Origin of the sequence: Oceanotoga sp. (assembly GCF_030445905.1) — a bacterium.
Taxonomy (GTDB): Bacteria; Thermotogota; Thermotogae; order Petrotogales; family Petrotogaceae; genus Oceanotoga; species Oceanotoga teriensis.
Genome location: NZ_JASUSU010000012.1, coordinates 43792 through 70061, shown reverse-complemented (window position 1 = coordinate 70061; position 26270 = coordinate 43792). Strand labels below are relative to the sequence as shown.

The window sequence follows — 26270 nt, the reverse complement described above, 5'->3', positions numbered from 1 at the left end:
ATTTCTTTCATTATTTATTATCTTTTATATTTTTTTGTTTTTTTTAATTTCTATGAATTATCATGAAATATTCACTTAAGCGTATTTTATAGAGGGAGTTAATTATTTTAAAAATTCAAGATATATTTACTATTATATTTCAGTGTCGAGTAATAAAAAGGCTCCAAAAAATATGTATGAAATTAATATACCAAAATCAACTTGGATAATTTTCAAGTCAGAAGGAGATTTTGAAAAATCAGTTCAAAAAATTTATACTAAATTCTTTAAAGAATGGCTACCTTTTTCGAATTATGAATATGGTAAATTACCTGATATTGAAGTATATCCTTTTGACAAAAGCAAAAATTTTGAAGTGTGGATTTCTATAAAAAATAAATAAGAAAGGGGTTTTTTGATGAATGAATCTATAACTATTGAAAATGTAGAACCATTAAAAGTCGCATCAATTAATTATGAAGGAATTTTGAAAGGAGCAAATAAATTTTTCCCAAAGATATTTAAATCAATAAAAGGGCAAAATAATGGAGCACCATTTTTTAATTATTATTTTTTTGATAAAAATAATCAAATGGCAAAAATAGAATTATGTGTTCCAACAAATGAAATTCCCAACAATAATTCTATCGAATCAAAAACTATTAAAGGAGGTTTATTTCTATGTAAAACACATAAAGGTTCTTATTCAAATTTACAAAAAAGTTATGAGGAATTAACTATTTATGCCGAAGAACATAATTTAAAATTGTCTACTCCTTGGAGAGAAATTTTTGTGAAAGGACCTGGATTATTTCTAAAAGGTAATGAAGATAATTATATAACTTTAATACAAATTCCTATTTTAGAGGAGTGATAAAAATATATATAATAGAATCTAGAAATGTAACGAAAAAATTTAAAAATGGTGTAAAAGCTTTAAATAATTTTGATTTGAAAGTAAAAGAAGGACAAATTTTTTCATTACTTGGACCAAATGGTGCTGGAAAATCTACTTTAATAAAAATACTCACAACTTATTATAAATATAATTCTGGTGAAATAAATATTTTTGGAACAGATCTTATAAATAATTCAAAAGAAATAAGAAAAAACATTGCTTGTGTATCTCAAAATATTTCTGTAGATAATCATTTATCTTTAAAAGAAAATATTATATTTCAAAGCCACCTTTATAAAATAGATAGAAAAGAATCTAATCGTAGAATGAATGATTTAATAAATATATTAAAATTAGAGAAATATATAGATTTTCCTACAAAAACTTATTCTGGCGGAATTAAAAGAAGATTGGATATTGCTATAAATATGATATCCAATCCCAAAATACTTTTTCTTGATGAACCTACAACTGGTATGGATATAGAATCGAGAAAGATATTATGGGATATAATATTAAAAATAAACAAAAATTATAATACTACTATATTTTTGACAACACATTATCTCGAAGAAGCTGATCATTTAAGCGATGAAATTTGTATAATGAAAGATGGTAAAAATATAATTCAATCATCTCCAGATAGTCTAAAATATTTAACAAAAAAAAGAGTTATTAAGATAGAGTTTACAGATATAAAAAATCTTGAAAATTTTGAAGATTTAAATAAAATTTTAAAATTAAATCTAAGATATGAAAAAAAACAAAATATATTATTTATAAGTATTCAAAATGGAAAAAATATTTTTAAAGATTTAAACAATCTTTTATTGAAAAAAGATATTGATTTTAAAGGAATCTCTATCATAAAACCTACCCTCGAAGAAGCTTTTATAGATATTATAAATAAAGATAAAGAGGTGAATAATAATGTTTAGTATTATGTTGAGAAATATGAAATGGAGATTTCAAAATCCAATTTCAATAATTATAACAATAATTCAACCTCTTTTATGGTTAATTCTATATAGTACAGTAGCATCTCAAACAATGGAAAAAATTAATATTTCGAATTATACTGCTTTTGTTTTACCTGGAATAATGTTTTTAGTGACTTTTTCTTCTTGTTCAAGTGGTGGTATTATAAATTTCATAATGAAATCTAATGGAAGTTTTTATAGAATTTTGATATCTCCAATAAAAAGATCTTCTATGATTCTTGGACAGATATTAGAAGCTATTTTATTATCATTTTTAGAAATTTTTATATTGTTTTTTATATCTTTATTTTTTAATGTGACTATTAGTTCTGGATTTATAGGATTTCTTTGTATATTAGTATTAATATTTTTAAATGCTTTCTTTTTATCTGGATTAGCTTATTTTATAAGTTTAAAAATGCCAAATGAAGTAATATATGAAACTATAATGACTCTTATAGTATTGCCAATATTTTTTTTAAGTTCTGCACTTTTTCCAATAGATAATATAAATGGTGTTCTAAAATCTATTATACTATTTAATCCTTTTACCCATTTTATAAATTTAATAAGAGATCTTTTATTCTCAAATCAAATAGACTATAATATGTTTTTTTCAGTTGTGATCTTATTTTCAATTCTATCCATATTAATATTTTTACTTTCAATTTTTACATTAAATAAAGAAATAAATCAATAAAATAAAATGGAGAATGATATTTATTATATCATTCTCCATTTTATTTTATATATACCAATTATTAGCTTTTAATCATCATTTCAGCCATTAATAATATCATAAAATGAGATCATATATATATAATTTTTCTTGTTTAATAATATTTACACACCTTGTATGTTTTATTAACTTTTCTATATTATCTCTGTTACTTTAAAAGTATTAAATAGACAATAGTTTTATGAAAAAAATTCAACTCTAAGGAGGTCTTTATTATGAAATTAACCCCTCTTATTAAAAAGGCAGCTGAAACACTTGATACACCATTTTTGGTATTAGATTTATCTTATGTAAAAGAAAATTATAAAAAATTAAAAAAAGCTATAAATAATGTTGATGTTTTTTATGCAGTAAAAGCTAATTCACATACAAAAATTTTAGAACTGTTAAGGGATGAAGGCTGTAGCTTTGATGCCGCATCAAGAGGTGAAATCGATAAATTATTATCTTTAGGAGTTTCTCCTGATAAAATAAGTTTTGGAAATACCATAAAAAAAGAAATAGATATAAAATTTGCTTGGGAAAATGGTATAGAATATTATGCTGTAGATTCTGAAATGGAAGTAGAAAAAATAGCAAGAAATGCTCCCAATGCAAAAGTATATGGAAGAATCTCAACCAGTTCAAATGATGCCGATTGGCCTTTATCTGACAAATTTGGAACAGATGTAGATCATGTTATACAAATACTTGAATATGCTCATAGAAAAGGTTTAAATGCTTATGGTGTTAGTTTTCATGTTGGTTCACAATCATATAATAAACATAAATGGAAAGAAGCTATATTAAATGCAAGTGAAGTATTTGAAAAACTTGCCGCAAAAGGTATAAACCTCAAACTTCTAAATTTAGGTGGAGGTATGCCAGTTCAACATGTTAAACCAATACCTATGGTTGAAGAAATAGGTGAGGTAATTAATCAATCTATTGAAGAATATCTTGGATGGGTTGATGGTTTGAAAGTATTCACTGAACCTGGAAGATCCATGGTTGGGAATGCAGGAATAATGGCTTCTAAAGTATTGTTAAGAAGTATAAAAGGAACAAAACACTGGGTATATCTTGATGTAGGTGTATTTCATGGTTTAATGGAAACAATTGAAAACTTTAGATATGAAGTAGTAGTAAATAATAAAGAAAATCATGAAACAGCTGAAATGACCCTCGCTGGTCCTTCATGTGATAGTGTAGATACTATATATGATGAAATAGAATTACCTGTTGATATAGATTATAATGATATAGTTTATTTTATAAATACTGGAGCTTATACAATAGAATATGCTTCACCACATTTTAATGGAATAACTCCACCAAAAGTTTTTACAGTGGAAGAATTGAAAGAAGAACTTCAAAAATATAAAATAAAATCTGAAGAAATTATGATATAAAAAAAGGCTGGATATAAATCCAGCCTTTTTTTATAATTCAATAATAAATTCATTTTTTATTTTTTTCGCTTCAAAAATTTCTTCTTCTTTAATATTTTCATAATATATTTCTTGATCAAATATTTTAGAAAATTCATTTCCAAAATTTTTTAATACTTGATCAAAGTTTATTTCATCGTTGAGATATTCATTTATATCTGCAACATTTTTTTTCAAATGTTCTTTCATTTTTTCTTTATTCTTTAAAGTAAAAGAATTTATATAATTATCATAATCAAATTTAATTGGTATTGATCCATGTTGTAAAACATATTTTTCATTTCTATACTGAGCAGATCCTATAAGCTTTTTTCCATCTATAGTAACTTCATATATAGAAGGTACATCATAACATATATCTTTGCTTAAAACTTCTTTTTTTGCTTTTTGTACATCACATGGAATACCTAATTTTAAAAGAGCGTTTGTTAATCCCTTAGATATTTCCATATAGCTTTTAATTATATTTTTGGGTAATTTTTCATTTTTAGAAGAACATGAAAACAAATAAGTTATTTCGTCATTATGTAATACTGCCCTTCCTCCTGTAGGTCTTCTAACTACATTTATATTATTATTTTTTATATACTCTATATCTATATTATTTATCTTTTGATTCCTTCCGAGTGATAAAGTTGGCCTATCCCATCCATATATTCTTATTATTATATCTTCAAAATTATTTATAGATTCTGAAAGAACTTTATCTATTGCCATATTCATCTCACCAGAATAATAATCATCTTTTATTAATCTTATCATTTAGATCCCCCCAAAGGCATTTTATTTGGTACGCCAGTCTCTCTTGGATATTTTAAAGGGGTTTTATCATATTTTTTAAATATTATCATATATCTATCTTTTTGTTCTTCTTCAAACAAATTATATTTTATGATTTTTTCTTCTTTAACTTTTAATAATTTAGACGCTTTTTTTGCAAATTTTTGTTCTTCTTCCATATATAAAGGACCCTTAAAAAGAGCTATATAACCATTTCTTTTAGTTGCGAGTGCTGAATACTCAAGTGCAATATCAGCTCTTGCAAGAGCTCTCGATGATACTATATCAAATTTTGAAATATTTTCTCTTGCAAATTCTTCTATTCTTTTATTTATAACATTAACATTTTTGAGTTTGAGTTCATGATAAAATTTTTTTAAAGCTTCTGTCTTTTTACCAATACTATCAACTAAATAAAAAGTTTTTTCTGGATATAATATAGCCCATATTATTCCTGGAATACCACCACCAGAACCTAAGTCTGCTATAATTTTTGCATTTGAAAATTCATCAGTTTTTTCAGCTGCCAATATAGAATCAATCACATGATATTCAAATGCAATATATTTATCTTTTATAGCTGTCAAATTAGCTGGATAGTTTAACAACATATTCAGATAATATGAGATTTGTTGCAACTTATTGTTTTCAATATCTAAAGAATAACTTTCCATAATTTTTACATATTTTTCGTCTAAAAACATTGACAACTTGCTCCTTTTATGTTAAAATATATTTGGCTTTGAAGCCGAGGATTGGAGACGTAGTCTAATTGGCAAGGCGTCGGTCTTGAAAACCGATGAGGTAACCCCTCGTGTGGGTTCGAGTCCCACCGTCTCCGCCATTTAAAAACCGCCTAAAAGGCGGTTTTTATTTTACTTTACCAAATCTATCAAGTGGTCCTATTCTTAAAAATATATTACCTATAATATTGTTTTCTGGAACAAAACCAAAAAATCTACTATCCCAGCTTTCAAGAGAATTATCTCCCATGAAATAATAATATCCTTCAGGAATTTTTATATTTATAAGTCCTTCTTCATCTCTATATATTATTTCTTTTAAATCAAAATCTTTTTCAAATTTTTTATATGTTTCATCATAATCATATGCATAATTATAATTTTTATAAAACTCCAAATTAAGTCTTATATTTAAAAATTTTTGACCATCAAAATTACCTTTGTAAAACATGGTATATTTTGAAAGATTTATTTTTCTTTCATTTTTTTCTGGATAAGCTAAAAAATCATAAAAATTTGGTTCATAAAAAACTCCATCTATTAGATAATATCTATTTTTTAATGATTCTGGAATTTTACCATTTATCTCGAGTTGCGCCACTCTTGATTTTACTGAAGAAGGTATATATTCTATTCTTTCATAATATTTTATTATGAATTGCAAAAAATCTGGATAATTTTTTATATTTTCTTCATTTAAATCAAGTTTTTCCCAAAAACTATCTTCAACAGGAACTAATCTTAAATTATCTCCTGGTTTTCCCACAAGTCTTTTTACATATTTTGCATGACCTTCAAACTCTTTTGGTGCAAAAAAATCCATAAAATTATCAAATGCTCTCAATTTAGCTTGTGCTCCAATATCGACAAAAGGTGTCCAAAATACTACTATATCACCTGTATTTGGTCTTTCAAAAGAGTATGTTATTTTTTCAACGAGAAAACGGTCCTGCTCTTTAATGGTTGGAACCATTGAAGGAGTCGGGACCATCATTGTCTCTAAAACAAATAATCTAATTATTGTACCAAATATAACTGCATATATAATAGCACCAAGCCAGTCAAGAGCTTCATGTTTTATTTTATTCTTGACTTCGCTATTATTTTTCAAAGGACTCAGTCCCTTCTTTCTTTTATCTTGATCTTACCTTTCACGTTTCTTAAATAATAAAGTTTAGCTCTTCTAACTTTACCTTTTCTTACAACTTCTACAGAATCTATTAAAGGTGTATTCATAGGAAATACTCTCTCAACACCTATTCTATCCGCACCTATTCTTCTAACTGTGAATGATTTACCCATTCCAGCTCCTCTTTTTTTAATAACTATTCCTTCATATGCTTGAAGTCTTTCTCTTCCACCTTCAACAACTTTTACCTGAACTCTTACAGTATCTCCTGCTCTAAATTCTGGCATATCATTTCTTTTATAATTGCTTTCTATCGCTCTTATTAAGGAATCCATGTTTTTTTCCCTCCTATATATTATTTTTATTATTTAAAACTTTTTCTCCTATGAGTCTGTCAAGTGAAATGGCTACTGCCGCTCTTACAGAAAGATGATTAAAATCAGAATTACCTCTTATTGGCTCAAGATCATAATCACATATATCTCTTATTTCTTCTGGCATTCCCCATCCAGTTCCATAAAGTATTAAAATAGGAGCTTTTTCTTCTTCAATAACCTTCGATAGCTCAGAAAAATCAATTGCTTTTTCTCTTGGTTTAGCTGAGGTAAAAACTATCTTTGGTTTTTCATTTTCAATTTTTTCAATATCTTCTATAGCATCTTCTAAATATTCTACTATTTTAAAAACGGATAATGCATCTTTTCTATTTGGATTATATGTACTACCATATCCTTCTCTCCAGTAATCAACTACATTGTTTACTATCTTTCTCTGTGCCGGTAAATTAGAAACCATATAAAAGTTTTTTATATTATATGTTCTGCATGATCTGGATATATCATGTATATCAAAATTAGTTATAGCTGTTGATATTATCTGTTCTTCTCTACCAAGAATAGGATAGTGTATCAATGCAACATATAATTTATTTAGCATTATTATACAACTCCCCAATTATTTCGGTTAAAAGTTCTTTTTCTTCTTCAGATAATTTTCTTTTTATAAAAAGATCTTTTCTTTTTAATATGGTATTTAAAAGACTGTTTTTCTTTCTATATTTTTCTATCTTCAAATGATTTCCACTCAATAGAATTTCTGGAACTTTTTCTCCGTTGAAATCATAAGGCTTGGTATACTGCGAATAATCAAGTAATCCATTATAAAAAGAATCATTTATAACACTGTCATTATCTCCAACTACCCCAGGCACAAACCTCAAAAGAGAATCTATCATAAGCATTGCAGGGATTTCTCCACCAGTTACAACAAAATCTCCTATTGAAACTTCTTTATCAACTATTTTTTCTATTCTTGCATCTATACCTTCATATCTTCCACATAAAAATAAAAGTTTTTTCTTTTCAGATAGATATCTTGAAACTGAATTATCAAACTTTATTCCTTGAGGAGAAGTCATGATAACATACGGTTTTTCACCATCTTTTGAATATTCTTCATAGTATTTAAAGAAAGGTTCAACTTTCATCACCATACCAGATTTTCCGCCATATCCTGGAATATCAGTAACATGATGTTTGTCATCTGTATAGTCTCTAAGATTTATAGCTTCAAAATCAACTATACCATTTTCTATCGACTTCTTTAGAACTCCATATTCAAATAGAGTGTTAAACATATTTGGGAAAATAGACAAAACTTTAATCTTCATCTTTTGTTCCATCATCGAGAAACTCCATTCTTTTAACGATGAATTTTTTTTCTTCTTTATTCATTTCTATTATATATTCTTTGATTAAAGGTATTAAATATTCTTCTTTTTTATTTTTAGTTACTTGAATAACATCATTGGCACCAGTTTGAATAACATCTGTTATCTTACCGGCATGTTCTCCATCTTCAAAATAAACTTCTGAACCAATGAGTTCAAATATATAATATTCGTTTTTTTCAAGAGAAGGTAAATCTTCTTTTTCAATATACACTTCAAATCCTTTTAATTTTTTTGCTTCATTTATTCCTTCTACTCCATGAAGTTGAAAAACATAAAGCCTGTTTAAAGGCTTAACTTCTTCAACTCTTGAAAAGAAAAATTTTTTGTTCCCTGGATTATAAAGTAATATTTCATCTAAAGAAAAAACTAATTCTCTTATATTTGTATAAGGAAAAAATTTTACATTTCCATACAGACCATGATTATTTGTTATTCTTCCTATTGCAATTTTGCCATCGAGAAGATCATCAAGCCTTTTCATATAATCACCTTATAACTTTCAAAACAAACTTTTTATCGTTTTCTCCCTTTGCTGCATTTAAAATTGTATTTATGGATTTTATAGTTCTTCCATCTCTTCCAATTATTTGTCCAACATCTTGAGGATTAACAACTATTTCAAAGATTATACTATCTTCTTCGTCAAATTCAACAATAGTAACTTCTTCAGGCTTCTTAACAATTCTTTTCAAAATGCTCTCAAGAAGTTCTTTCATTAATTACTTTCTCCCTTTTTAGCCTGTCTCTTTTCATATTTTATTTCATCTAATCTCTTCATTACACCAAATTTAGATAATATACTTCTTGCTGTATCTGTTGGTTGAGCACCTTTTAATAACCATTCTAAAGCCTTATCTGCATCAAGTCTGTATTTATCATTATCATCTATTGGATTATAATATCCTAAAGATTCTATGTACTTTCCGCTTCTCTTTTCTCTTGAATCAACTACTACTATTCTGTAAAATGGTTGATGTCTTCTTCCCATTCTGTTTAATCTTATTTTTACCATGTGTAAAATACACCTCCTGATTTTTTACTTTATATTTATTAGTTTTTTAAATTACATTCCAAATGGCATTTTATTTCCAAAAAATTTCTTCTTACCAAATTTTTTAAACTGTTTCATCGTTTTTTTCAATTGATCATACGATTTCAAAAGTTTATTTATATCTTGAAGTGATGTTCCAGAACCTTTTGCTATTCTTTGTTTTCTTGAATAAGTAAGAACCTTTGGATCTTTTCTTTCTTTAGGCGTCATAGAGTTTATTATGGCTTCCATCTTTGTCATCTCTTTTTCACCTTTATCTGTATCAACATCTACTCCTTGTGTTCCAGGTATCATTTCAAGTATTTTACTCAAAGGACCCATTTTTCTTATTTGTTTTATATTTTGAAGAAAATCTTCAAGGGTAATCTTCCCTTCCATCATTCTTTTAGCATCTTCTTCAGCTTTTTCTTTATCTACTTCTTGTTCAACCTTTTCAATTAATGAAAGAACATCTCCCATACCCAATATTCTTCCAGCATATCTTTCTGCATAGAATGGTTCAAATTCATCTAATTTTTCTCCAACACCTACAAATTTCACTGGTTTTTTAGTTATTTCTCTTATTGAGATAATAACTCCACCTCTTGAATCACCATCTAGTTTGGTAACTATGAACCCAGAAAGCTCGAGTCTATCATTAAATTCTTTTGCAGAAGAAACAGCATCTTGACCCATCATAGAATCTACAACCATTATTATTTCTTCTGGATTAACTATATTTTTTATATCTTCAACTTCATCCATCATTTGCTGATCAATATGAAGCCTACCAGCAGTATCAACTATAACAATGTCATGCAATAATTTTTCTGCATATTTTTTACCTTCTTTTACTATATTTCTCGCATCAGTCTTATCTCCAGTAAAAACTGGTACTCCAAGACTATCTCCCAATTGAACTAATTGATCTATAGCTGCAGGTCTATATGTATCTGCCGCAATCAATAAAGGTTTTCTTCCCTCTTTTTGATACATTTTTGCAAGTTTGGCAGCATGAGTAGTTTTACCACTACCCTGTAAACCGACTAACATTATAAAACCAGGATTTCTCGATAAGGAAATCTTTTCAGGTTTATTTCCACCCATAAGTTCTATTAAATTATCTCTAACAACTCTTATGAATTCCTGATCAGGTGTTAAGCTTTCTAAAACCTTTGCGCCCATAGCTTCTTCTTTAACCTTGTCTATAAAGTCTTTAACGACTTTATAATTAACATCAGCTTCAAGCAAAGAAAGCTTTACCTGTCTCACAGCTTCTTTTATGTTCTTTTCACTTATTTTACCCTGTCCTGATAAATTCTTAAAAGCACTTGACAGCTTTTTTTGTATGTTTTCAAACATTTTTTTCACCTCTCAGGAAATAATACCTATAAAGTATACTATAAAAAATATTACTTTTGGTAAAAATGATGATAAATCTTATGCATAGCTTATACATTATTGTTGCAATTTTATTAAATTTTAAAGAACATTTTTGATGAGTAATTATTGATATTTTTTTCACTTTCTTTTATTTATAACTATTATATCATTTTTTACATAAAATCAATTAACAGTCTTTTCATATATTTTAAGCCTAAAAACTCAAATCAATTAACAATAAATATAGATTAATTTATTTTCTATATTAAAAAAATTATAACAATATTCTTATAAAAATAATGATTTTTTAAAAAAAATACCCCTTTTTAGAGATATAATTAATTGAATATAATTTTAAATTAAGTAATTTTAATGATTTAATTCTAATTACATTAGTTTAATTATAAATATGAGAAAAAAATTCATAATATGCTCAAAAACTTAAATAAAGCTTAACTAAAACTAAATTATAAAGTTGTTAATATATATATACATCAACGAATATTTTTAAATGGAGGAATTATGATGAGCTCAGTATTAGTTTTGGCAATTGCGGTATTAACTTATTATTTTATAATCTTCGCAAGAAAGATTAAAAAATCTATTATAACTTTCTTTTTAGGTGTTTTATTGTTTATGTTTAAACCCGTACCCGGTTTAAATTTTGAAAATGTAGGTAATATAGTAAGTTTTGAAACTTTAGGTATATTATTGGGTATGATGATTATAGTAGAAATTATGAAGGAAAGTGGTTTTTTTACTTTTACAGCGGTTAATGTAATCAAACTCAGCAGGAATAAGTTTTGGACGGCAATATTTTTATTGATGATAGTTGTAATTCTGTTTTCTGCTTTTCTTGATAATTTGGTAACTATAATTTTAATAGCTCCAATAATATTCTTGATCTCTGATACATTAAATATAGATCCAGCTCCATTGATGATGCTTTCTATATTCGTTGATAACATAGGTGGTATGAGTACTCTTATAGGTAGCCCTTTAAATATAGTTTTAGGTTCTGTAGGAAAACTTGATTTCACACAATTCTTGATAACCATGCTCCCCCTAACCATAATATCTTTTCTAATAACTTTCTTTATGTTTAAAGCTACTTATAAAGAAGACACTTCAAATTTTTCTGAAAAATTAAAGAAACTTTCAGAAATGGATCCTAAAAAAGCTATTCAAGATAAAAATTCTATGATAAAATCTTTAATAATTTTTGTAATTGTTTTATTAGGATTTATGTTTCATAGTATGATAAATATGAATATTGCAATAATAGCAATATCTGGTTCCATGGTTTTGATGTTATTAACAAAAAGAGATTTTGAATCGATGGCAAAACAATTAGATTGGGATACAATGTTTTTTTATGCTGGATTGTTCATAGTAACTTTTTCATTACAAGAAATTGGAGTAATAGACGTAATTTCAAATTTATTCATTCCATTGATAAATACTCCATTAGTATTAATGTTAATAATAATGTGGGTTGGTGCACTAGTAATTCCTTTCTTAAGTGCTGTTCCAGGAACTTTATTAATCGCCCCAGTAGTCGGCGTCTTAATATCAAAAGGAGCTCCTTTTGAATTATGGTATGCTTATGCAATTGGTGCAAATTTAGGAACTAATTTAACCCCTCTAGGAGCCGTTCAAAATATTGTGGGAGCATCTCTAATTCAAAAGCAAACCGGAAAAGAGATTGGTTTTGCTGAATATATGAAAATGGCTTCTTTAACTGTACTTGCCACTTTAATAGTTGGAACTTTATACCTTTTTTTCCATTATTATGTAATTTTATAAATAATTTTTAAAATACAAGATATTCGTTTTTGAATATAGTCCTCCAAAATTATTGGTATGATAAATTCAAAAACGAATATTTTTTTATATTATATTAATATTTTTGAAAAACAAATGAGTTATTATATAGTACCCCCTATATAGGGGTATAAGTTTTAGGAGTTGATTTATATGATGCATTATTACTCAAATGGTTTTTTTGGAGGTGGTTTTATGTTTTTTATACTAATCGTAATAATCATCGCAATTGTTTGGATAATATTTAGAAATGAGAATAATAATAGAAATTATTATGAAAACAGATATAGAAATATACCTAATGATAACATCGATGATAATTCTTTGAAAATTTTGAATGAAAGATACGCAAAAGGTGAAATAAGTGAAGATGAGTATCTCAGAATGAAAGAAAATATAAAAAAATAGAGGTGCAATATGAAAAAACATCAAAATGCTTTAAAAATACTAAAAACAGCAAGAGGCCAAACAGAAGCCGCTATAAAAATGATAGAAGATGAAAAATATTGTATTGATATCTCTAATCAAGTACTTGCGTCTATAGCTTTATTAAAAAAAGCTAATACGATTATTTTAAAAAATCATATAGAATCTTGCGTAAAAGAAGCCGCTTTTGGAAAAGATGAAAATGAAATAAATGAAAAACTTAAAGAACTTGAAAATGTTATAAGTTATCTCAATAAAAATATGTGATATTAATTTTGAAAGGTGAAGATTTTATTCTTCACCTTTTTTTTATAAAAAAATTATACAAAAATATATATTTTTTGATTCTCTTTCAAAAAATATGTAATGAAATAATGTTATAATAATATGGTGAATTAATAAGTTTTATGTTACATTTATCAAAAACAAAAATTGATAATTTTTAATTACATAAATAAATATACAAAGGAGATTTAATATGGCTGATTTATATTTAATAGATGGTTCTGGAATAGCTTATAGAGCGTTTTTTGCTATAGGTAATTGGATGAGTACTTCTGATGGTAAACCAACAAATGCTATATTTGGTGTATCAAGAATGATGTTAAAAATTTTAAATGATTATATAAAAAAAGATGAAGATTCTATATTATTTGTTATGGATAAAAAGACAAAAACTTATAGACATGAATTACTTGAGAGTTATAAAGCTCAAAGGCCTAAAGCACCAGATGAATTTATTGCTCAACTTCCAAATATAAATGAAATGGTTGAAAATCTTGGAATAAATGTAATAGCCTTTGATAAATATGAAGCAGATGATGTAATAGCTACTGCAGCAATAAAATATAAAAATGATTATGATAATATTTTTATAATAACTTCTGATAAAGATATGATGCAATTAATAAAAGAGAATATTTTTATTTTGAGACCTGAAAAAGGCACTACCGACATTAAAAAATATGATTCAAAAGAAGTTAAAAATAAAATGGGTGTTTTCCCAAATCAAATTATAGATCTATTAGCTTTGATGGGTGATAGCTCTGATAATATACCAGGTGTGAAAGGGATAGGTATCAAAACTGCTCAAAAATTGCTTGCAGAATTCAAAAATCTTGAGAATATATATGAAAATATAGATTCAGTAAAAGGTGCAACTAAGAAAAAATTGATCGAAAATAAAGAGATGGCTTTTTTAAGTCAAAAGCTTGTTAAATTAATGTTGGATGCCCCTTTAGATTTTAAAAAAGAAGATATTTTATACACTGGCTATAAAAAAGAATTAAAAAAATTTCTTGAAAAATTAGAATTTTCATCCTTAATAAAAGAACTTGAATTAGGTTCTTCAAATGATACTGAAAATAAAATTGATTATTCAAAAAAAGGAACTTATAAGGAATTAAAACCTGAAAATATAGATGAATTAATATCAATGATGAAGAAAAATGATTTCATATGTTTTGATACAGAAACGACTTCTTTAGATCCATTTGAAGCCAAACTTTTAGGAATTGCCTTTTCATTTAAATCTTTTGAAGGATTTTATTTAAATTTAAAAAATATAAATGAAAATGAAAAGAAAAATATATTGAAAAAAATCATACCAATTTTAAATGAAAAAAAAGTAATAGGACAAAATTTAAAATATGATATTTCAATATTGAACAGGTATGGTTATACTATCAATAATCCATATTTTGATACTATGATAGCTGCTTATTTGATAAATCCTGATTCAAGAAAATTTAATATGGATGACCTCGCACAAAAATATTTAAACTATACAACAAAAAAATATAAAGAAGTTATGAATGGAAAACTTTTTTCATCTACTCTTGAAGATATAGATGAAAAAACAGTTCTTGAATATGCAGCAGAAGATTCTGACATAACTTTTAGGCTTTATGAAGTACTTTCAAAAGAACTTCATAAAAAAGGTTTAATAAAGATTTTCACGGAAATAGAAATGCCAATAGTTCCAATTCTTGCCAATATGGAGTTAAATGGTGTTTACTTTGATTCAGAAGATTTAAAAAAATTGAGTACAGAATATCAAAAAATATTGAATAAAATTGAAGAAAAAATGTCTAAATTTACCGGAGAAGAGTTTAATCCAAATTCTCCCAAACAAGTTGGAGAATTATTGTTTGAAAAACTTGGCTTAAAAGGAAAGAAAAAAACAAAATCTGGCAATTATTCTACGGATGCAGAATCACTCGAATTATTAAAAAATGATCATGAAATAATATCAGAAATACTTGAATATAGAAAATATCAAAAATTACTCTCTACTTATATAAATTCAATCCCAAAACTTATAAATAAAAAAACAGGTAGAGTCCATACTTCATTTAATCAAACAGGTACGGCAACTGGTAGATTAAGTAGTTCAGATCCAAATTTACAAAATCTACCAATAAGAGAACCTGAAGGAGAAAAAATAAGAAAAACTATTAAAGTACAAGATAACAATAATATATTGATAAGTGCAGATTATTCTCAAATAGAACTAAGAGTATTGGCTCACATATCACAAGACGAAGTTTTATTAAAAGCTTATAATACAAATGATGATATTCACAGTATCACAGCTTCAAAAATATTTAATGTAGATCAAAAAAACGTAGATTCTAATATGAGAAGAATAGGAAAAATGGTTAACTTTTCACTCGTATATGGTTCAACTCCTTACGGTCTTTCTCAAAAATTAAATATACCTTTTAAAGATGCGAAGTTATTCATAGATAGATATTTTGAACTTTATAAAGCTGTTGAAAAAAATCAAGAGGATTCTATCAATAAAGCTAAAGAAAATGGATTTGTAGAAACTCTTTTTGGCAGAAAAAGATTTATGAAAAATATAAGAACTGGATCTCATGATTTGAAAAGAATAACTATAAACACACCTATTCAAGGTACTGCAGCTGATATTATGAAAATAGCAATGATAAAACTTTTTAAAAATTTACCAGATTATGCAAAAATGATACTTCAAGTACATGATGAAATCTTAATAGAAGCTCCAGAAAATAAAAAAGAAGAAATCAAAAATATATTAGTTGACTGTATGGAAAATTCTGTAAAACTTTCTGTTCCTTTAAAAGTCGATGTTTCCTTTGGAAAAATATGGAATAAATAATTGTTAATTTTTTTAACTTTATTTTTTTTAAACCCGTTTTTTGATATAATTTTTATATAATCTATTCAAAATACGGGCGAACTAAAGTTCGCCCTAATGTCTGATGTAAATTGTGGAGGTTAACAAATGGAAAAGTTTCATATTGTAAGACTCGGTTGTCCAAAAAATGATGCTGATATGGATATACTGAGAGGTATTTTAGAAAACAAAGGTTATAAATACGAAGAAAATGCAGAAAATTCAGATATGATAATAATAGATACATGCGGTTTTATAGAAAACTCTAAAAAAGAATCTATAGATACTATATTTGAATATAATTCATTAAAAGAAAATAATCCCGCTTTAAAAATAATTCCTATTGGTTGTATGATTGAAAGATATTATGATGAATTTAGAGAAGAATTAAATGAAGCTGATGGATTGTTTGGAGTTATAACTCCTCAAATGATAGTTGATAAAATAGAAAATAATGAATTTTTTTATAAACATCCTTTTCCCATCGACACATATAAATGTGAATATAGATATATACCTGAAACTCCATATGCTTATGTGAAAATATCAGATGGTTGTTCAAGAAAATGTGCTTTTTGTTCTATTCCTTATTTTAAAGGTGATCCAAAAAGTAGAGAAATCGAAGATATAAAAAAAGAAGTTGAATTTCTTATAAAAAATGGAAAAAAAGAAATAATACTTGTATCACAAGATAATACTCTATATGGTGCAGATCTTTATGGAAAACAAAGTTTACCTAAACTTTTGAACGAACTGAATAAAATAGATGGTGATTTTTGGATAAGGGTTATGTATCTTCACCCTGATTTTATAAATGATGAAATAATAGATGCCATACATAATAACGATAAAATCTTAAACTATTTTGATATTCCTATGCAAACAGGTTCAAATAAAATGTTAAAAGCCATGGGTAGAATAAGGATGAGGGAAAATTTATTAGAAATTGTAAAAAAAGTTAGAAAAGTTCCTTCAATTCTAAGAACTTCTATAATAGTTGGTTTTCCTGGTGAAACTGATGAAGATTTCAAAGAGCTCTTAGATTTTGTAGATGAAGTTGAATTCGATAAACTTGGAGCTTTCATATATTCACCAGAAGAAGGAACTCCTTCTTATAATTTTAAAAATAAAGTAGATGAAGAAACAAAAGCAGAAAGATTGGATGAATTAATGTCTTTACAAAAAGATATTTCAAATATAAGCTTAAAAAAATTTGAAAATCAAATTATAAAATGTATACTCGAAGAAGAAAATGATGGAGTATACATAGCAAGATCTTGGATGGATGCACCTGAAATAGATGGAAATGTGTTTTTCAAAAGCAAAAAAGACTTATTAAAAGGATCTTTAATTAAAATAAAAATAAATGAAACTTTTGATTATGATATGGAAGGAGAATTAGTAGATTGAATATACCTAATTGGTTATCATTTTCAAGAATTTTAGCAGTATTTCCATTGTATATATTAACTGTTATGGGTGAAAATTATTTTTTACCAGCCCTCATAGTATTCATAATAGCTTCTTTCACAGATCTATTAGATGGCTGGATTGCAAGAAAATATAATATGGTTACAGATCTTGGAAAATTTTTTGACCAAATAGCAGATAAAATAATGATAAATGCTGTTTTAATATCATTACTTACCATTGGATTTGTGCCTGGTTGGTTTGTTGCAATAATAGTAGTTAGAGATACTTTCGTAAGTGGATTGAGAATGTTTCTTGCAAATAAAAATATAGTAGTTGCTGCAGATAAATTTGGAAAACTAAAAACATTTTTACAAATAGTTTTAATAATTGCTATATATTTGAATTTCTCTATCTTATTAAACAATGTATTAATATATACAACAGCTTTTGTAAGTTTATTTTCTGGTTTTAACTATTTAATAAAAAACAAAGAAGGCTTTAAAATGTAAACAAAAAAAGGTGGCGGAGGGGTGTATTCAAATGATGGAAAATAGAAATTCAATAAGAACTTTTATTGCTATAGAGTCTAATGAAGAACAAAGAAATCTTTTAACTGATAGCATATTAAAACTCGATAGAATGGGTTTTAAATCAAATTGGACTAAGAGAGAAAATATACATCTAACTTTATTTTTTCTTGGTAATTTAAATATGTCTTTAATAGCAAAATTAGCTTATAAAATAGGCGAAAGAATTTCAGGCTTCCCAACTTTTGTTTACACCACGAGAGGAATAGGTTACTTTTCTTTTGAGAATGAACCAAAAAGCATATGGTTCGGAGTAGAAGAAGAACAAATTCTAAAAGGTCTTTATTCAGAAATAAAGAAATCTTTATTACTTTTAAATATTAATGTTAAAGACGAAAAGTTTGTTCCACATATAACTTTGGGAAGGGTCAAAAAATACCCCGAACATTGGGATACTCTTATAAAATCTATAAGCTTTGAACCAATACAGATACCTGTAAACTCTGTGGGAATTTTTTCATCTACACTAACAAAAACAGGTCCTGTATATAAAAAGCTTTACAGTATTGACTTTGAAGGAGGCGTAATAATAAATGGCTAAGAAAAAAACAACAAATAATAATGATAATAACAAAGATCAATTATTAGAAAAATTGGTAAAAGAACTTGAAAAAAGTCATGGTACAGGTTCTGTTATGATAATGGGACAAGGTGTAGATAATAATAATATATCTACTATACCAAGCGGTTGTTTATCTTTAGATGTAGCACTTGGTGTTGGAGGGTTCCCTCGTGGAAGAATAATAGAGGTTTATGGTAATGAAAGCTCAGGAAAAACTACTCTTACTCTTCAAGCACTCGCAGAAGTTCAAAAAAATAATGGTATAGCTGCATTTGTAGATGCAGAACATGCTCTTGATGTTGAATATGCTAAAAAGTTGGGTGTAAATATTGATAAATTAATAGTTTCTCAACCTGATTTTGGAGAACAAGCATTAGAAATAGTTGATTCTCTTGTAAGATCAAATGTTGTAGATATGGTTGTTATAGACTCAGTAGCTGCTTTAGTTCCAAAAACTGAAATCGAAGGTGCTATGGGAGATTCTCATGTTGGTTTACAAGCGAGATTAATGTCTCAAGCCTTAAGAAAATTAGCGGGAAGTGTTAGTAAATCTAAAACTATAGTAGTCTTTATAAACCAAGTTAGAATGAAAATTGGAGTTATGTATGGTAGCCCAGAAACAACTACAGGAGGAGTAGCTCTAAAATTTTATTCTACTATAAGAGTCGAAGTAAGACGTGGTTCTCAGATAAGAGAAGGAAAGGATGCTGTTGGAAATGAAACAACTTTAAAAGTTGTGAAAAACAAAGTTGCACCTCCTTTTAAAGAAGCAAAAGTAGATATGATCTATGGAAAAGGTATTGCAAAAGAATATGATATCTTTAATCTTGCAGTTGAAAATGAATTTATTCAAAGAAAAGGAGCTTGGTTTTCTTATATAAATGAAAATGAAGAAGAAGTAAGTATAGGACAGGGAAAACTAAACTCTGTAAATTATCTAATGGAAAACCCTGAATTACTCGATTATCTTGAATATAAAATAAGAAAAAAAATGGAAATAGCAGTTCCAGAAGATCTCGAAGAGATGTTTAAAGATAAATCTAAAAAAAATAAAAAAGAAGAAGTAAAAGAAGATGCTGGTGAAGGAAAAGAAGATGAAAAATAAAAAAATAGACCCAGATGACCCAGCAGCTGTTGAAAAAGCTGCTGCTTCTTTATTAAAATATAGAATGCGTTCTGAACATGAATTAAAGTTTAGATTAAAAATGAAAGGATATTCAGAACAAAATATAGAAAATTTAATAAAAAAATTAAAAAAACATAACATTATAAATGATAATATGTTTGCATATTATTATTCTTATGATAAAATTACATTGAGCGAAAAAGGTCCTAAGTATGTTTTCATAGAACTTAAGAAACTTGGTGTAGATGAATCAATAATTTATACCACCCTTGAAAAAATAAAAGAAGAAGTCGACATTTATGAAATTGCAAAAAATGTTTCTTCAAAATATTATCAAAAAACAAAAGATATTTTAAAAACAAAAAACTATTTATTCAGACGAGGATTCGAAACCGATACAATAGAATTCGTGATTAGAGATTTAGGAGGTGACTAAATGTTAGTAATCCAAATAATTATTACTTTAATAATTGCAATAATTACACTTTTTATTGGATTATATATGGGAAATTCGAAATTTATTTCTACTTTAAAAACAAAAAAAGAAGAGCTTGAAGAAGATATTGCAAAAGCAAGAGTTGAAGCTGCTAAAATAAGGGAAAAAGCCTTAGAAGAAGCATCTGCAATAAAGAAAAAAGAAATTGTAGAAGCGAGAGAAGAAGTTCATAAATTAAGACAATCATTTGATTCAGAAGTTAAACAACAAAAAGAGGATCTAAAAAATCAAGAAGAAAGACTCATAAGAAAAGAAGAAAATATAGATAGAAAAGATCAAAATATTGAAAAATTAAAAGAAAAACTTGAAACTGAGAAAACTGAAATAGAAGAAATTAAAACTCAAGCAAAAGAAAAATTAAATGAAATTGCCAATTTGAGTGAAAATGAAGCAAAAGAAATTGTTATGAATGAGGTAAAAGAAAAATATGAAAGTGATTTAGCATTGAAATTCAAAGAAATTAAAGATCAATATGAAGAAGATGCAAAAAAATATGCTAAATGGGTTATAACAACATCTATTCAAAGATACGCTTCAGATATAACATCAGAAATTACAACATCTACTGTAGTTTTACCAACCGATGATATGAAAGGTAGAATAATAGGTAGAGAAGGAAGAAATATTAGAACCTTTGAAAAGCTCACTGGAACAGATTTAATAATTGATGATACACCTGAAATAGTAGTTCTTTCATGTTTTAATCCATTGAGACGTGAAATAGCTAAAAGATCTTTAGAAATGCTAGTGGCAGATGGAAGAATACATCCAGCAAGAATAGAAGAAATGTATGAAAAATCGAAAAAAGAAGTTGAAGAATATATAAAAGAAGCTGGTAAAGAAGCAGTCATGAGAGTTGGAATAAAACCACCTCATTCTGAATTAGTTAAACTTCTTGGAAGATTAAAATTTAGAACAAGTTATGGTCAAGATGTTTTAGAACATTCTATAGAAGTTGCACAATTTGCCGGTTTAATGGCTTCCGAACTTGGTTTAAATGTTGAACTTGCAAAAAGAGCTGCTCTTTTCCATGATATAGGTAAAGCTATTGATCATGAAGTTGAAGGTTCTCATGCAGTTGTAGGTGGCCAAATAGCTAAAAGATATAATGAGAAAATCGAAGTTGTCAATGGTATACAATATCATCACAATGAAGTAGATGCCATGACACCTGAAGCTGTTTTGGTTGGAGCTGCTGATGCATTATCAGCTGCAAGACCTGGGGCAAGACGTGAAACTTTAGAAAATTATGTCAGAAGAATAGAACAATTAGAAGAAATAGCAAAATCATTTAGATATGTTGATAAAGCTTATGCTATACAGGCTGGCCGTGAATTAAGAATAATAGTTCAACCTGATAAAATAGAAGATGCGATGGCTGAAAAATTAGCACAAGATATTTCCATACAAATAGAAGAAAAGATGCAGTATCCAGGAGTAATAAAAGTAACAGTTATCAGAGAAAAAAGATCAGTTTCTTATGCCAGTTAAAAAAGCTTGCACTTTCGTGCAAGCTTTTTTAATTTTTATACTTTAATAAATTTTTACCCTCTTCTGTTAAAACTATTTTTGGCATTACAAATGTTTTTATCGAACATGAACTATTTATGCTACATATTCTACAATTAGAACTTATACACGTTTCTGTATTTAAAAATTTTATATAGTTCATATCTCTTAACAAAAAAATCAAATTTTTTATTTCAAAAACTTCTTTATCCATTATTTTAGAAATTTCATAATAAGTAGATATATTATTTTTTTCTATGATGGATAAAAGTTCTATAATCATATAGCTCACACCTTTTTTTGCTTTTTCTTTTTAGAATAATTACTATAAATTCCAAGCAATACGGTTATGAATACAAATATAAAATATACTATTAATAGCATTTGCAAACCTGTCAAGTTTAAAATAGATCCGAGACTGAATATAAAAACGGCAAATATAAAACCTATAATAACTGGATAAATAGAGGTAAAAACAGCTATTTTCCATCCAGCTTCAGTTGCAATAGTTATTATAGTTGCTATACATGGAGGTGTTAAAGCCATGAAAAATATCATAGCAGCTGCATGTAAAGAAGTCCAACCACTTTCCATATCAGAAATTTTTTGGCTCAATTCTTTTGATTCAACTCCATCTTTATATATACTACCAAGTGTAGAGACTGTATTTTCTTTTGCAGCAAATGAACTTAAAAGACTTACATTTATTCTCCAATTAAAGCCTGCATATTTTGTAACTGGTTCTAAATATATACCTAATTTTCCAAGCATACTACCCATAAGATTTTCTTCATGTTTTTTTAATCTTAATTCTTTTCTACTTCTATCTATTCCTTTTAAATTCTTATTCATTTTTGAAGCTTGTGCATTGAATAATGTTGAATTTTTATAATTGGAATCTCCATCTTTAACAAAACTAAAATAAACAGGATTAGCACTTTGCCAAGCTTTATAAAAATCATAATAGATTAAATAATTTTGATTATTTATACTGCCATATGATGTTATAAGATTATTTAGTGATTTATTATAATCATTAAAATATCTTTCAAAGTTTTCTTTTTCAGAATCATATATATTAACCTTTCCATTATTATAAACTATAAAAAATTCAGGGTTTATACGCCTATATTTAAAATCTATTCTTTCTTTATCTGAATCATCTTTTGCATTTCTCAAACTACTTCTATATCTTGAAGAATAATCAAAATATTCTGCTATTATTTCTGAATTTGAAAAAGTCTTTATATATGGATTTTCAATATTATTTAAATTATGCTCTAACATAATAGTATTTATATTATTTTCAAAGTTTTCTTTTTCTATATTATTTACTCCTGGATAATTCAAAAAGAAATAAATTACAGCCATAACAACTACTATAACAGTCAAAACTTTTTTTATAAATATCCATGTTCTTTCAATAACTCTTCTTGAAACATTATTAAATGAAGGTATATGGTATGGGGGCATCTCCATAACAAAAGGAGCTGTCTCTTTATTTTTTAAAACTGTTATAGAAAGTAATTTACTAACTGTTAATGCTATAAATATAGTAATAGTAGAAATCAAAAACATAGTTAATCCACTACTTTCCTTAAAAAAAACATCTATCATGAGAAGATAAAAAGGTATTTTAGCTAAACAATTCATAAGTGGAGTTACCATTATAGTTGCATTTCTAACTTTTTCATCTTTTATAGATCTCGTAGCCATAACTCCAGGAACCGCACAACCACCTACATAAAGACCAGCTAACATTAAAGGTAAGGCCGATTGTCCATGTAATCCATAAGGTTTAAAAACTCTATCCAATATAAAAGCAATTCTTGCCATATATCCTGAATCTTCCATTATCGCAACTAAAGCAAATAAAATTATAAATATAGGAATATAATTTAAAACCGCCATTATTCCTTGAACCATCCATATAACAAAATCTCTGATAAAAGGGTCATTTAAAAACCCTTCTGCTGGAAGTATATTAACTATAGATTTTTGAATTCCTCCAAGAATAGGCCACCAATAATCAGTTAATTTATAACCACCAACAATGGCAAGTTCATATACAGCAAACAAAGTCAAAAAAAGTACTATAGGACCTAAAAATCTATTACAAACAAAAGAATCTATTATATCAGTAATAGTTCTTTTTCCATGTCCTGAACTTTTTAAACATGAATTTACTATATTTTCTGCATTTAAAAATCTTTTTTCTGCCACTATTACTTGTGAAGGTACTTTATTTTTTTCCATTATTTCTTCTTTTATTTTTTCCATTTTTTTCTTTTCAGACATTAATATCACTCATTTCTAATCCTTCAAAAGAAGAATTTATAAGATCTATTATTGTTTTATCATTTTCAAGATACTTTATAGCAAGCCATCTTGGTGGATAATTTTTAATGTTTAATTTTTTTATTATTTCTGTTATTTGATCAATCTCTTTGTTTAATTCTTCACCATAATCAACTTTAAAATTAGAAATTTTTTTATCCTTTAAACAAAAATCAAATATTCGATTTTTTAATTCAATAATTCCTTTATTTTTATTGGCAATACATTCTATTATAGGAATATCTATTTTATTTTGAAGTTTATCTATATCTACTTCAATTCCTCTTTTTTTAGATATATCTACCATATTTAAAACTCCTATTATAGGTATTTCTAACTCTAAAAGCTGAAAAAACAGATAAAAACTTCTTGTAAGATTAGAAGCATCTAAGACCTGAATAACGAGTTCTATATCAGAATTAAGAATAAAATCTCTTGAAACTCTTTCTTCTTTGGTATATGAAGAGAGACTATAAGTTCCCGGAAGATCAATAACTGTAAATTCTGTATCTTTATAAACATACTTTCCAAATCTTTTTTCAACAGTAACCCCAGGATAATTTGCAACAAATTGTCTCACTCCAGTTAATGCATTAAAAAGAGTAGATTTTCCCACATTTGGTTGTCCGGCAAGGGCAACATTAAAATTTTTCATATTATTTCAACACCTATTAAACTTGCTTCATCTCTTCTTATACTTATATTACAACCTCTAATAAGAATTTCTATTGGATCTGCAAAAGGGGCATTTCTTACAACTTTTAATTCAGTCCCTCTTATAAAACCCATATCCAAAAGTCTTTGACCTTCTATACCACTTGAATTTAAAGATCTTATTATACATTTTTGCCCTGGTTTTAAAGAATGCAAATAAATTTCTTTCATATATAAAACACCTCACATTTCAGATATAACATATACAGATTGTGCAAGATCCGGTTCTAAAGCAACTCTAAATGAATCTACTCCTATAAGATATGGAGAATTCTTACTGCCTTTTACAAGGACTTCTATATTTGCCCCTATGTTAAGGCCCATATCATTAAGTCTTTTCAATATATCTTCATTTAAATCCATAGAAATAATCATTGATTTTTTACCTTGTTTTAATTTATCTAAACTTAAACTTACCATATAAAATCCCTCCATTATATTAAAAGGCGTCCTGCTTTAAAAAGCAGGACTAATTAAAATTAGGGTAAGTCATGTACTCTTAACATAAAACATGCGCCAAGTTCTTGATCTTGGCCTTTATACTGTTCCCCCTCCATAAGTGCTGCAAATCCCCACACTCCTGACCAAGGAAAAGTAAAAGAAAATTGTCCATTGCTATCCGTTTTTATTAACATTGCTGGAGCTTCTCCTCCATCAAAATTTATTTCTTTTTCATTGAAAGCATTTTTAAAAGCTTTTGCATTTAAATATTCAATTTCTATTTCAACATTAGGTTCTGGTTTTCCATCTTTCATTACAACTCCTCTAAAAGTACTACCCGCATATATATTTGTTGGCCAAGTTAAAGGAACTATTTCTGCTGGTAAGCCAAGTTCTGCATCCCAATCTGAAGGTAATCCCGCTTTATTAACTATAGCTTTTGTATATTGAGTTATATAAATTTCTTCTGAAGCTTCCCAATATGGTTCTGGCTCTATAACAAAAACAAAATCTCCCATACCTCTAAGTCTATAATTTAGTTTATAGGCATCTGCATTTCTTTTTCCATGTGAAAAAGTATATGCTTTTAATGAATCTGTTAAATCGGTATATTCACCTTTATTCCATACACCAAATTTTTTAGGTTTTCCCATATTCATAGATAAAGGATCTGAAATAACATCATGTGTTCCTCCACCTGGATGTGTAAATATTAATTGAATATCTAAATTACTTGAATCTCCTTCACCAATAAAATCCTTTTCTGTATAAACTAGTTGAAAATGTGAAAAGGCAGTTATTAACATAAGAATACTAAAAATTACCAAAATGCTTTTTTTCATATAATTACCC

Annotated in this window: 31 protein-coding genes and 1 tRNA gene; 16 read left to right on the top strand and 16 right to left on the bottom strand. The window is 26.9% G+C overall.

Features of this window, described 5'->3' with window-relative positions; genetic code table 11:
• Positions 1-88 precede the first annotated feature (88 nt).
• The 5 genes from PWP28_RS05350 (at position 89) to PWP28_RS05330 (ending at position 3987) form a co-directional block, all read left to right on the top strand.
• Positions 89-382 (top strand): effector binding domain-containing protein, encoded by a 294-nt coding sequence (locus tag PWP28_RS05350; RefSeq protein ID WP_308644367.1) that lies wholly within the window; start codon positions 89-91, stop codon positions 380-382.
• Between the two features lie 15 nt (positions 383-397).
• Positions 398-853 (top strand): GyrI-like domain-containing protein, encoded by a 456-nt coding sequence (locus tag PWP28_RS05345; RefSeq protein ID WP_109604299.1) that lies wholly within the window; start codon positions 398-400, stop codon positions 851-853.
• Positions 850-1815 carry an ABC transporter ATP-binding protein gene (locus PWP28_RS05340; protein ID WP_308644366.1) on the top strand — a complete coding sequence of 322 codons (966 nt, stop codon included), beginning with the start codon at positions 850-852 and terminating at the stop codon, positions 1813-1815. Before PWP28_RS05345 ends, PWP28_RS05340 begins: the two co-directional genes overlap by 4 nt.
• Positions 1808-2557, top strand: coding sequence for an ABC transporter permease (locus PWP28_RS05335; RefSeq protein WP_264150525.1), 750 nt, complete (start codon positions 1808-1810; stop codon positions 2555-2557). The genes PWP28_RS05340 and PWP28_RS05335 overlap by 8 nt, the downstream gene beginning before the upstream one ends.
• A 254-nt stretch (positions 2558-2811) precedes the next feature.
• Positions 2812-3987: a type III PLP-dependent enzyme gene (locus PWP28_RS05330; RefSeq protein ID WP_109604301.1), complete on the top strand. Its 1176-nt coding sequence runs from the start codon at positions 2812-2814 to the stop codon at positions 3985-3987.
• A 30-nt stretch (positions 3988-4017) separates the two neighbouring features.
• Here PWP28_RS05330 and PWP28_RS05325 read toward each other — a convergent pair whose 3' ends face one another.
• Together PWP28_RS05325 and rsmG are read right to left on the bottom strand one after the other, a co-directional pair.
• Positions 4018-4788, bottom strand: coding sequence for a lipoate--protein ligase family protein (locus PWP28_RS05325; protein ID WP_109604302.1), 771 nt, complete (start codon positions 4786-4788; stop codon positions 4018-4020).
• Positions 4785-5510 (bottom strand): 16S rRNA (guanine(527)-N(7))-methyltransferase RsmG, encoded by a 726-nt coding sequence (gene rsmG, locus PWP28_RS05320; RefSeq protein WP_109604303.1) that lies wholly within the window; start codon positions 5508-5510, stop codon positions 4785-4787. Before rsmG ends, PWP28_RS05325 begins: the two co-directional genes overlap by 4 nt.
• 53 nt (positions 5511-5563) lie before the next feature.
• On the opposite strand from rsmG, the gene PWP28_RS05315 reads away from it, so the two are divergent.
• Positions 5564-5650: transfer RNA gene (locus PWP28_RS05315), tRNA-Ser, on the top strand.
• A gap of 26 nt (positions 5651-5676) precedes the next feature.
• Here PWP28_RS05315 and lepB read toward each other — a convergent pair.
• From lepB to ffh, 8 genes are read right to left on the bottom strand one after another with little or no spacing between them, the layout of a single operon-like run.
• The gene (lepB, locus tag PWP28_RS05310; protein ID WP_308644365.1) at positions 5677-6660 is read right to left on the bottom strand and encodes a signal peptidase I; all 984 of its coding nucleotides are present in this window, start codon (positions 6658-6660) and stop codon (positions 5677-5679) included.
• A gap of 5 nt (positions 6661-6665) precedes the next feature.
• On the bottom strand, positions 6666-7013 hold the full coding sequence (gene rplS, locus PWP28_RS05305) for a 50S ribosomal protein L19 (protein WP_264150527.1): 348 nt from the start codon (positions 7011-7013) through the stop codon (positions 6666-6668).
• Positions 7014-7026: 13 nt separating this feature from the next.
• Entirely contained in the window at positions 7027-7614 is a 588-nt protein-coding gene (locus PWP28_RS05300) for an RNA methyltransferase (protein WP_264150528.1), read from the bottom strand.
• Positions 7604-8362, bottom strand: a complete 759-nt coding sequence (gene trmD, locus PWP28_RS05295; protein ID WP_240597497.1) for a tRNA (guanosine(37)-N1)-methyltransferase TrmD — start codon at positions 8360-8362, stop codon at positions 7604-7606. The genes PWP28_RS05300 and trmD overlap by 11 nt, the downstream gene beginning before the upstream one ends.
• Positions 8337-8891 carry a ribosome maturation factor RimM gene (gene rimM, locus PWP28_RS05290; RefSeq protein WP_109604307.1) on the bottom strand — a complete coding sequence of 185 codons (555 nt, stop codon included), beginning with the start codon at positions 8889-8891 and terminating at the stop codon, positions 8337-8339. Before rimM ends, trmD begins: the two co-directional genes overlap by 26 nt.
• Before the next feature lie 4 nt (positions 8892-8895).
• On the bottom strand, positions 8896-9126 hold the full coding sequence (locus PWP28_RS05285) for a KH domain-containing protein (RefSeq protein ID WP_109604308.1): 231 nt from the start codon (positions 9124-9126) through the stop codon (positions 8896-8898).
• Entirely contained in the window at positions 9126-9422 is a 297-nt protein-coding gene (gene rpsP / locus PWP28_RS05280; RefSeq protein ID WP_109604309.1) for a 30S ribosomal protein S16, read from the bottom strand. Before rpsP ends, PWP28_RS05285 begins: the two co-directional genes overlap by 1 nt.
• Positions 9423-9473: 51 nt before the next feature.
• Positions 9474-10802, bottom strand: a complete 1329-nt coding sequence (gene ffh / locus PWP28_RS05275; protein ID WP_109604310.1) for a signal recognition particle protein — start codon at positions 10800-10802, stop codon at positions 9474-9476.
• Positions 10803-11348: 546 nt separating this feature from the next.
• Between ffh and PWP28_RS05270 the strand changes: the two genes are divergently transcribed.
• From PWP28_RS05270 to rny, 10 genes are all read left to right on the top strand, one after another.
• Positions 11349-12629, top strand: a complete 1281-nt coding sequence (locus PWP28_RS05270) for an SLC13 family permease (protein ID WP_109604311.1) — start codon at positions 11349-11351, stop codon at positions 12627-12629.
• A gap of 213 nt (positions 12630-12842) precedes the next feature.
• Positions 12843-13055: an SHOCT domain-containing protein gene (locus PWP28_RS05265; RefSeq protein ID WP_158274780.1), complete on the top strand. Its 213-nt coding sequence runs from the start codon at positions 12843-12845 to the stop codon at positions 13053-13055.
• Between the two features lie 9 nt (positions 13056-13064).
• Entirely contained in the window at positions 13065-13340 is a 276-nt protein-coding gene (locus PWP28_RS05260; protein WP_109604313.1) for a metal-sensing transcriptional repressor, read from the top strand.
• A 211-nt stretch (positions 13341-13551) separates the two neighbouring features.
• Complete coding sequence (gene polA / locus PWP28_RS05255) at positions 13552-16215, top strand: DNA polymerase I (RefSeq protein ID WP_308644364.1); 2664 nt, start codon at positions 13552-13554, stop codon at positions 16213-16215.
• Positions 16216-16341: 126 nt separating this feature from the next.
• A complete protein-coding gene (gene rimO, locus PWP28_RS05250; protein ID WP_264150532.1) occupies positions 16342-17643 on the top strand; it encodes a 30S ribosomal protein S12 methylthiotransferase RimO in 1302 nt (433 codons plus the stop codon).
• A complete protein-coding gene (gene pgsA / locus PWP28_RS05245) occupies positions 17640-18155 on the top strand; it encodes a CDP-diacylglycerol--glycerol-3-phosphate 3-phosphatidyltransferase (RefSeq protein ID WP_109604316.1) in 516 nt (171 codons plus the stop codon). The genes rimO and pgsA overlap by 4 nt, the downstream gene beginning before the upstream one ends.
• 31 nt (positions 18156-18186) lie before the next feature.
• Positions 18187-18774: an RNA 2',3'-cyclic phosphodiesterase gene (gene thpR / locus PWP28_RS05240; protein WP_264150534.1), complete on the top strand. Its 588-nt coding sequence runs from the start codon at positions 18187-18189 to the stop codon at positions 18772-18774.
• Complete coding sequence (recA, locus tag PWP28_RS05235; protein WP_305081458.1) at positions 18767-19900, top strand: recombinase RecA; 1134 nt, start codon at positions 18767-18769, stop codon at positions 19898-19900. Before thpR ends, recA begins: the two co-directional genes overlap by 8 nt.
• Complete coding sequence (locus tag PWP28_RS05230; RefSeq protein WP_109604318.1) at positions 19890-20357, top strand: regulatory protein RecX; 468 nt, start codon at positions 19890-19892, stop codon at positions 20355-20357. The genes recA and PWP28_RS05230 overlap by 11 nt, the downstream gene beginning before the upstream one ends.
• On the top strand, positions 20358-21908 hold the full coding sequence (rny, locus tag PWP28_RS05225; RefSeq protein WP_109604319.1) for a ribonuclease Y: 1551 nt from the start codon (positions 20358-20360) through the stop codon (positions 21906-21908).
• Positions 21909-21936: 28 nt separating this feature from the next.
• Here rny and PWP28_RS05220 read toward each other — a convergent pair whose 3' ends face one another.
• The 6 genes from PWP28_RS05220 to PWP28_RS05195 are packed head-to-tail and all read right to left on the bottom strand — an operon-like array spanning position 21937 to position 26260.
• Positions 21937-22209 (bottom strand): hypothetical protein, encoded by a 273-nt coding sequence (locus PWP28_RS05220; RefSeq protein ID WP_109604320.1) that lies wholly within the window; start codon positions 22207-22209, stop codon positions 21937-21939.
• Between the two features lie 5 nt (positions 22210-22214).
• Positions 22215-24224, bottom strand: a complete 2010-nt coding sequence (locus PWP28_RS05215) for a nucleoside recognition domain-containing protein (protein WP_308644363.1) — start codon at positions 24222-24224, stop codon at positions 22215-22217.
• Positions 24217-24918 (bottom strand): FeoB small GTPase domain-containing protein, encoded by a 702-nt coding sequence (locus PWP28_RS05210; RefSeq protein WP_308644362.1) that lies wholly within the window; start codon positions 24916-24918, stop codon positions 24217-24219. The genes PWP28_RS05215 and PWP28_RS05210 overlap by 8 nt, the downstream gene beginning before the upstream one ends.
• Entirely contained in the window at positions 24915-25148 is a 234-nt protein-coding gene (locus tag PWP28_RS05205; protein ID WP_206050525.1) for a FeoA family protein, read from the bottom strand. Before PWP28_RS05205 ends, PWP28_RS05210 begins: the two co-directional genes overlap by 4 nt.
• A 12-nt stretch (positions 25149-25160) precedes the next feature.
• Positions 25161-25397 (bottom strand): FeoA family protein, encoded by a 237-nt coding sequence (locus PWP28_RS05200; protein WP_158274781.1) that lies wholly within the window; start codon positions 25395-25397, stop codon positions 25161-25163.
• A gap of 59 nt (positions 25398-25456) precedes the next feature.
• Positions 25457-26260, bottom strand: a complete 804-nt coding sequence (locus PWP28_RS05195; protein WP_109604324.1) for a DUF4198 domain-containing protein — start codon at positions 26258-26260, stop codon at positions 25457-25459.
• Positions 26261-26270: the final 10 nt, after the last annotated feature.

What these genes read in the sequence shown, in the direction of transcription:
- rpsP (WP_109604309.1), bottom strand. Translation starts at nt 9,422, where the DNA reads ATGGTAAAAATAAGATTAAACAGAATGGGAAGAAGACATCAACCATTT.
- PWP28_RS05200 (WP_158274781.1), bottom strand. Translation starts at nt 25,397, where the DNA reads ATGGTAAGTTTAAGTTTAGATAAATTAAAACAAGGTAAAAAATCAATG.
- rsmG (WP_109604303.1), bottom strand. Translation starts at nt 5,510, where the DNA reads ATGTTTTTAGACGAAAAATATGTAAAAATTATGGAAAGTTATTCTTTA.
- polA (WP_308644364.1), top strand. Translation starts at nt 13,552, where the DNA reads ATGGCTGATTTATATTTAATAGATGGTTCTGGAATAGCTTATAGAGCG.
- PWP28_RS05205 (WP_206050525.1), bottom strand. Translation starts at nt 25,148, where the DNA reads ATGAAAGAAATTTATTTGCATTCTTTAAAACCAGGGCAAAAATGTATA.
- PWP28_RS05330 (WP_109604301.1), top strand. Translation starts at nt 2,812, where the DNA reads ATGAAATTAACCCCTCTTATTAAAAAGGCAGCTGAAACACTTGATACA.
- PWP28_RS05265 (WP_158274780.1), top strand. Translation starts at nt 12,843, where the DNA reads ATGTTTTTTATACTAATCGTAATAATCATCGCAATTGTTTGGATAATA.
- rimO (WP_264150532.1), top strand. Translation starts at nt 16,342, where the DNA reads ATGGAAAAGTTTCATATTGTAAGACTCGGTTGTCCAAAAAATGATGCT.
- thpR (WP_264150534.1), top strand. Translation starts at nt 18,187, where the DNA reads ATGATGGAAAATAGAAATTCAATAAGAACTTTTATTGCTATAGAGTCT.
- PWP28_RS05210 (WP_308644362.1), bottom strand. Translation starts at nt 24,918, where the DNA reads ATGAAAAATTTTAATGTTGCCCTTGCCGGACAACCAAATGTGGGAAAA.
- PWP28_RS05270 (WP_109604311.1), top strand. Translation starts at nt 11,349, where the DNA reads ATGAGCTCAGTATTAGTTTTGGCAATTGCGGTATTAACTTATTATTTT.
- rplS (WP_264150527.1), bottom strand. Translation starts at nt 7,013, where the DNA reads ATGGATTCCTTAATAAGAGCGATAGAAAGCAATTATAAAAGAAATGAT.
- PWP28_RS05260 (WP_109604313.1), top strand. Translation starts at nt 13,065, where the DNA reads ATGAAAAAACATCAAAATGCTTTAAAAATACTAAAAACAGCAAGAGGC.
- PWP28_RS05300 (WP_264150528.1), bottom strand. Translation starts at nt 7,614, where the DNA reads ATGCTAAATAAATTATATGTTGCATTGATACACTATCCTATTCTTGGT.
- rimM (WP_109604307.1), bottom strand. Translation starts at nt 8,891, where the DNA reads ATGAAAAGGCTTGATGATCTTCTCGATGGCAAAATTGCAATAGGAAGA.
- recA (WP_305081458.1), top strand. Translation starts at nt 18,767, where the DNA reads ATGGCTAAGAAAAAAACAACAAATAATAATGATAATAACAAAGATCAA.
- PWP28_RS05335 (WP_264150525.1), top strand. Translation starts at nt 1,808, where the DNA reads ATGTTTAGTATTATGTTGAGAAATATGAAATGGAGATTTCAAAATCCA.
- PWP28_RS05230 (WP_109604318.1), top strand. Translation starts at nt 19,890, where the DNA reads ATGAAAAATAAAAAAATAGACCCAGATGACCCAGCAGCTGTTGAAAAA.
- rny (WP_109604319.1), top strand. Translation starts at nt 20,358, where the DNA reads ATGTTAGTAATCCAAATAATTATTACTTTAATAATTGCAATAATTACA.
- ffh (WP_109604310.1), bottom strand. Translation starts at nt 10,802, where the DNA reads ATGTTTGAAAACATACAAAAAAAGCTGTCAAGTGCTTTTAAGAATTTA.
- PWP28_RS05325 (WP_109604302.1), bottom strand. Translation starts at nt 4,788, where the DNA reads ATGATAAGATTAATAAAAGATGATTATTATTCTGGTGAGATGAATATG.
- trmD (WP_240597497.1), bottom strand. Translation starts at nt 8,362, where the DNA reads ATGATGGAACAAAAGATGAAGATTAAAGTTTTGTCTATTTTCCCAAAT.
- PWP28_RS05220 (WP_109604320.1), bottom strand. Translation starts at nt 22,209, where the DNA reads ATGATTATAGAACTTTTATCCATCATAGAAAAAAATAATATATCTACT.
- PWP28_RS05345 (WP_109604299.1), top strand. Translation starts at nt 398, where the DNA reads ATGAATGAATCTATAACTATTGAAAATGTAGAACCATTAAAAGTCGCA.
- PWP28_RS05195 (WP_109604324.1), bottom strand. Translation starts at nt 26,260, where the DNA reads ATGAAAAAAAGCATTTTGGTAATTTTTAGTATTCTTATGTTAATAACT.
- PWP28_RS05215 (WP_308644363.1), bottom strand. Translation starts at nt 24,224, where the DNA reads ATGTCTGAAAAGAAAAAAATGGAAAAAATAAAAGAAGAAATAATGGAA.
- PWP28_RS05285 (WP_109604308.1), bottom strand. Translation starts at nt 9,126, where the DNA reads ATGAAAGAACTTCTTGAGAGCATTTTGAAAAGAATTGTTAAGAAGCCT.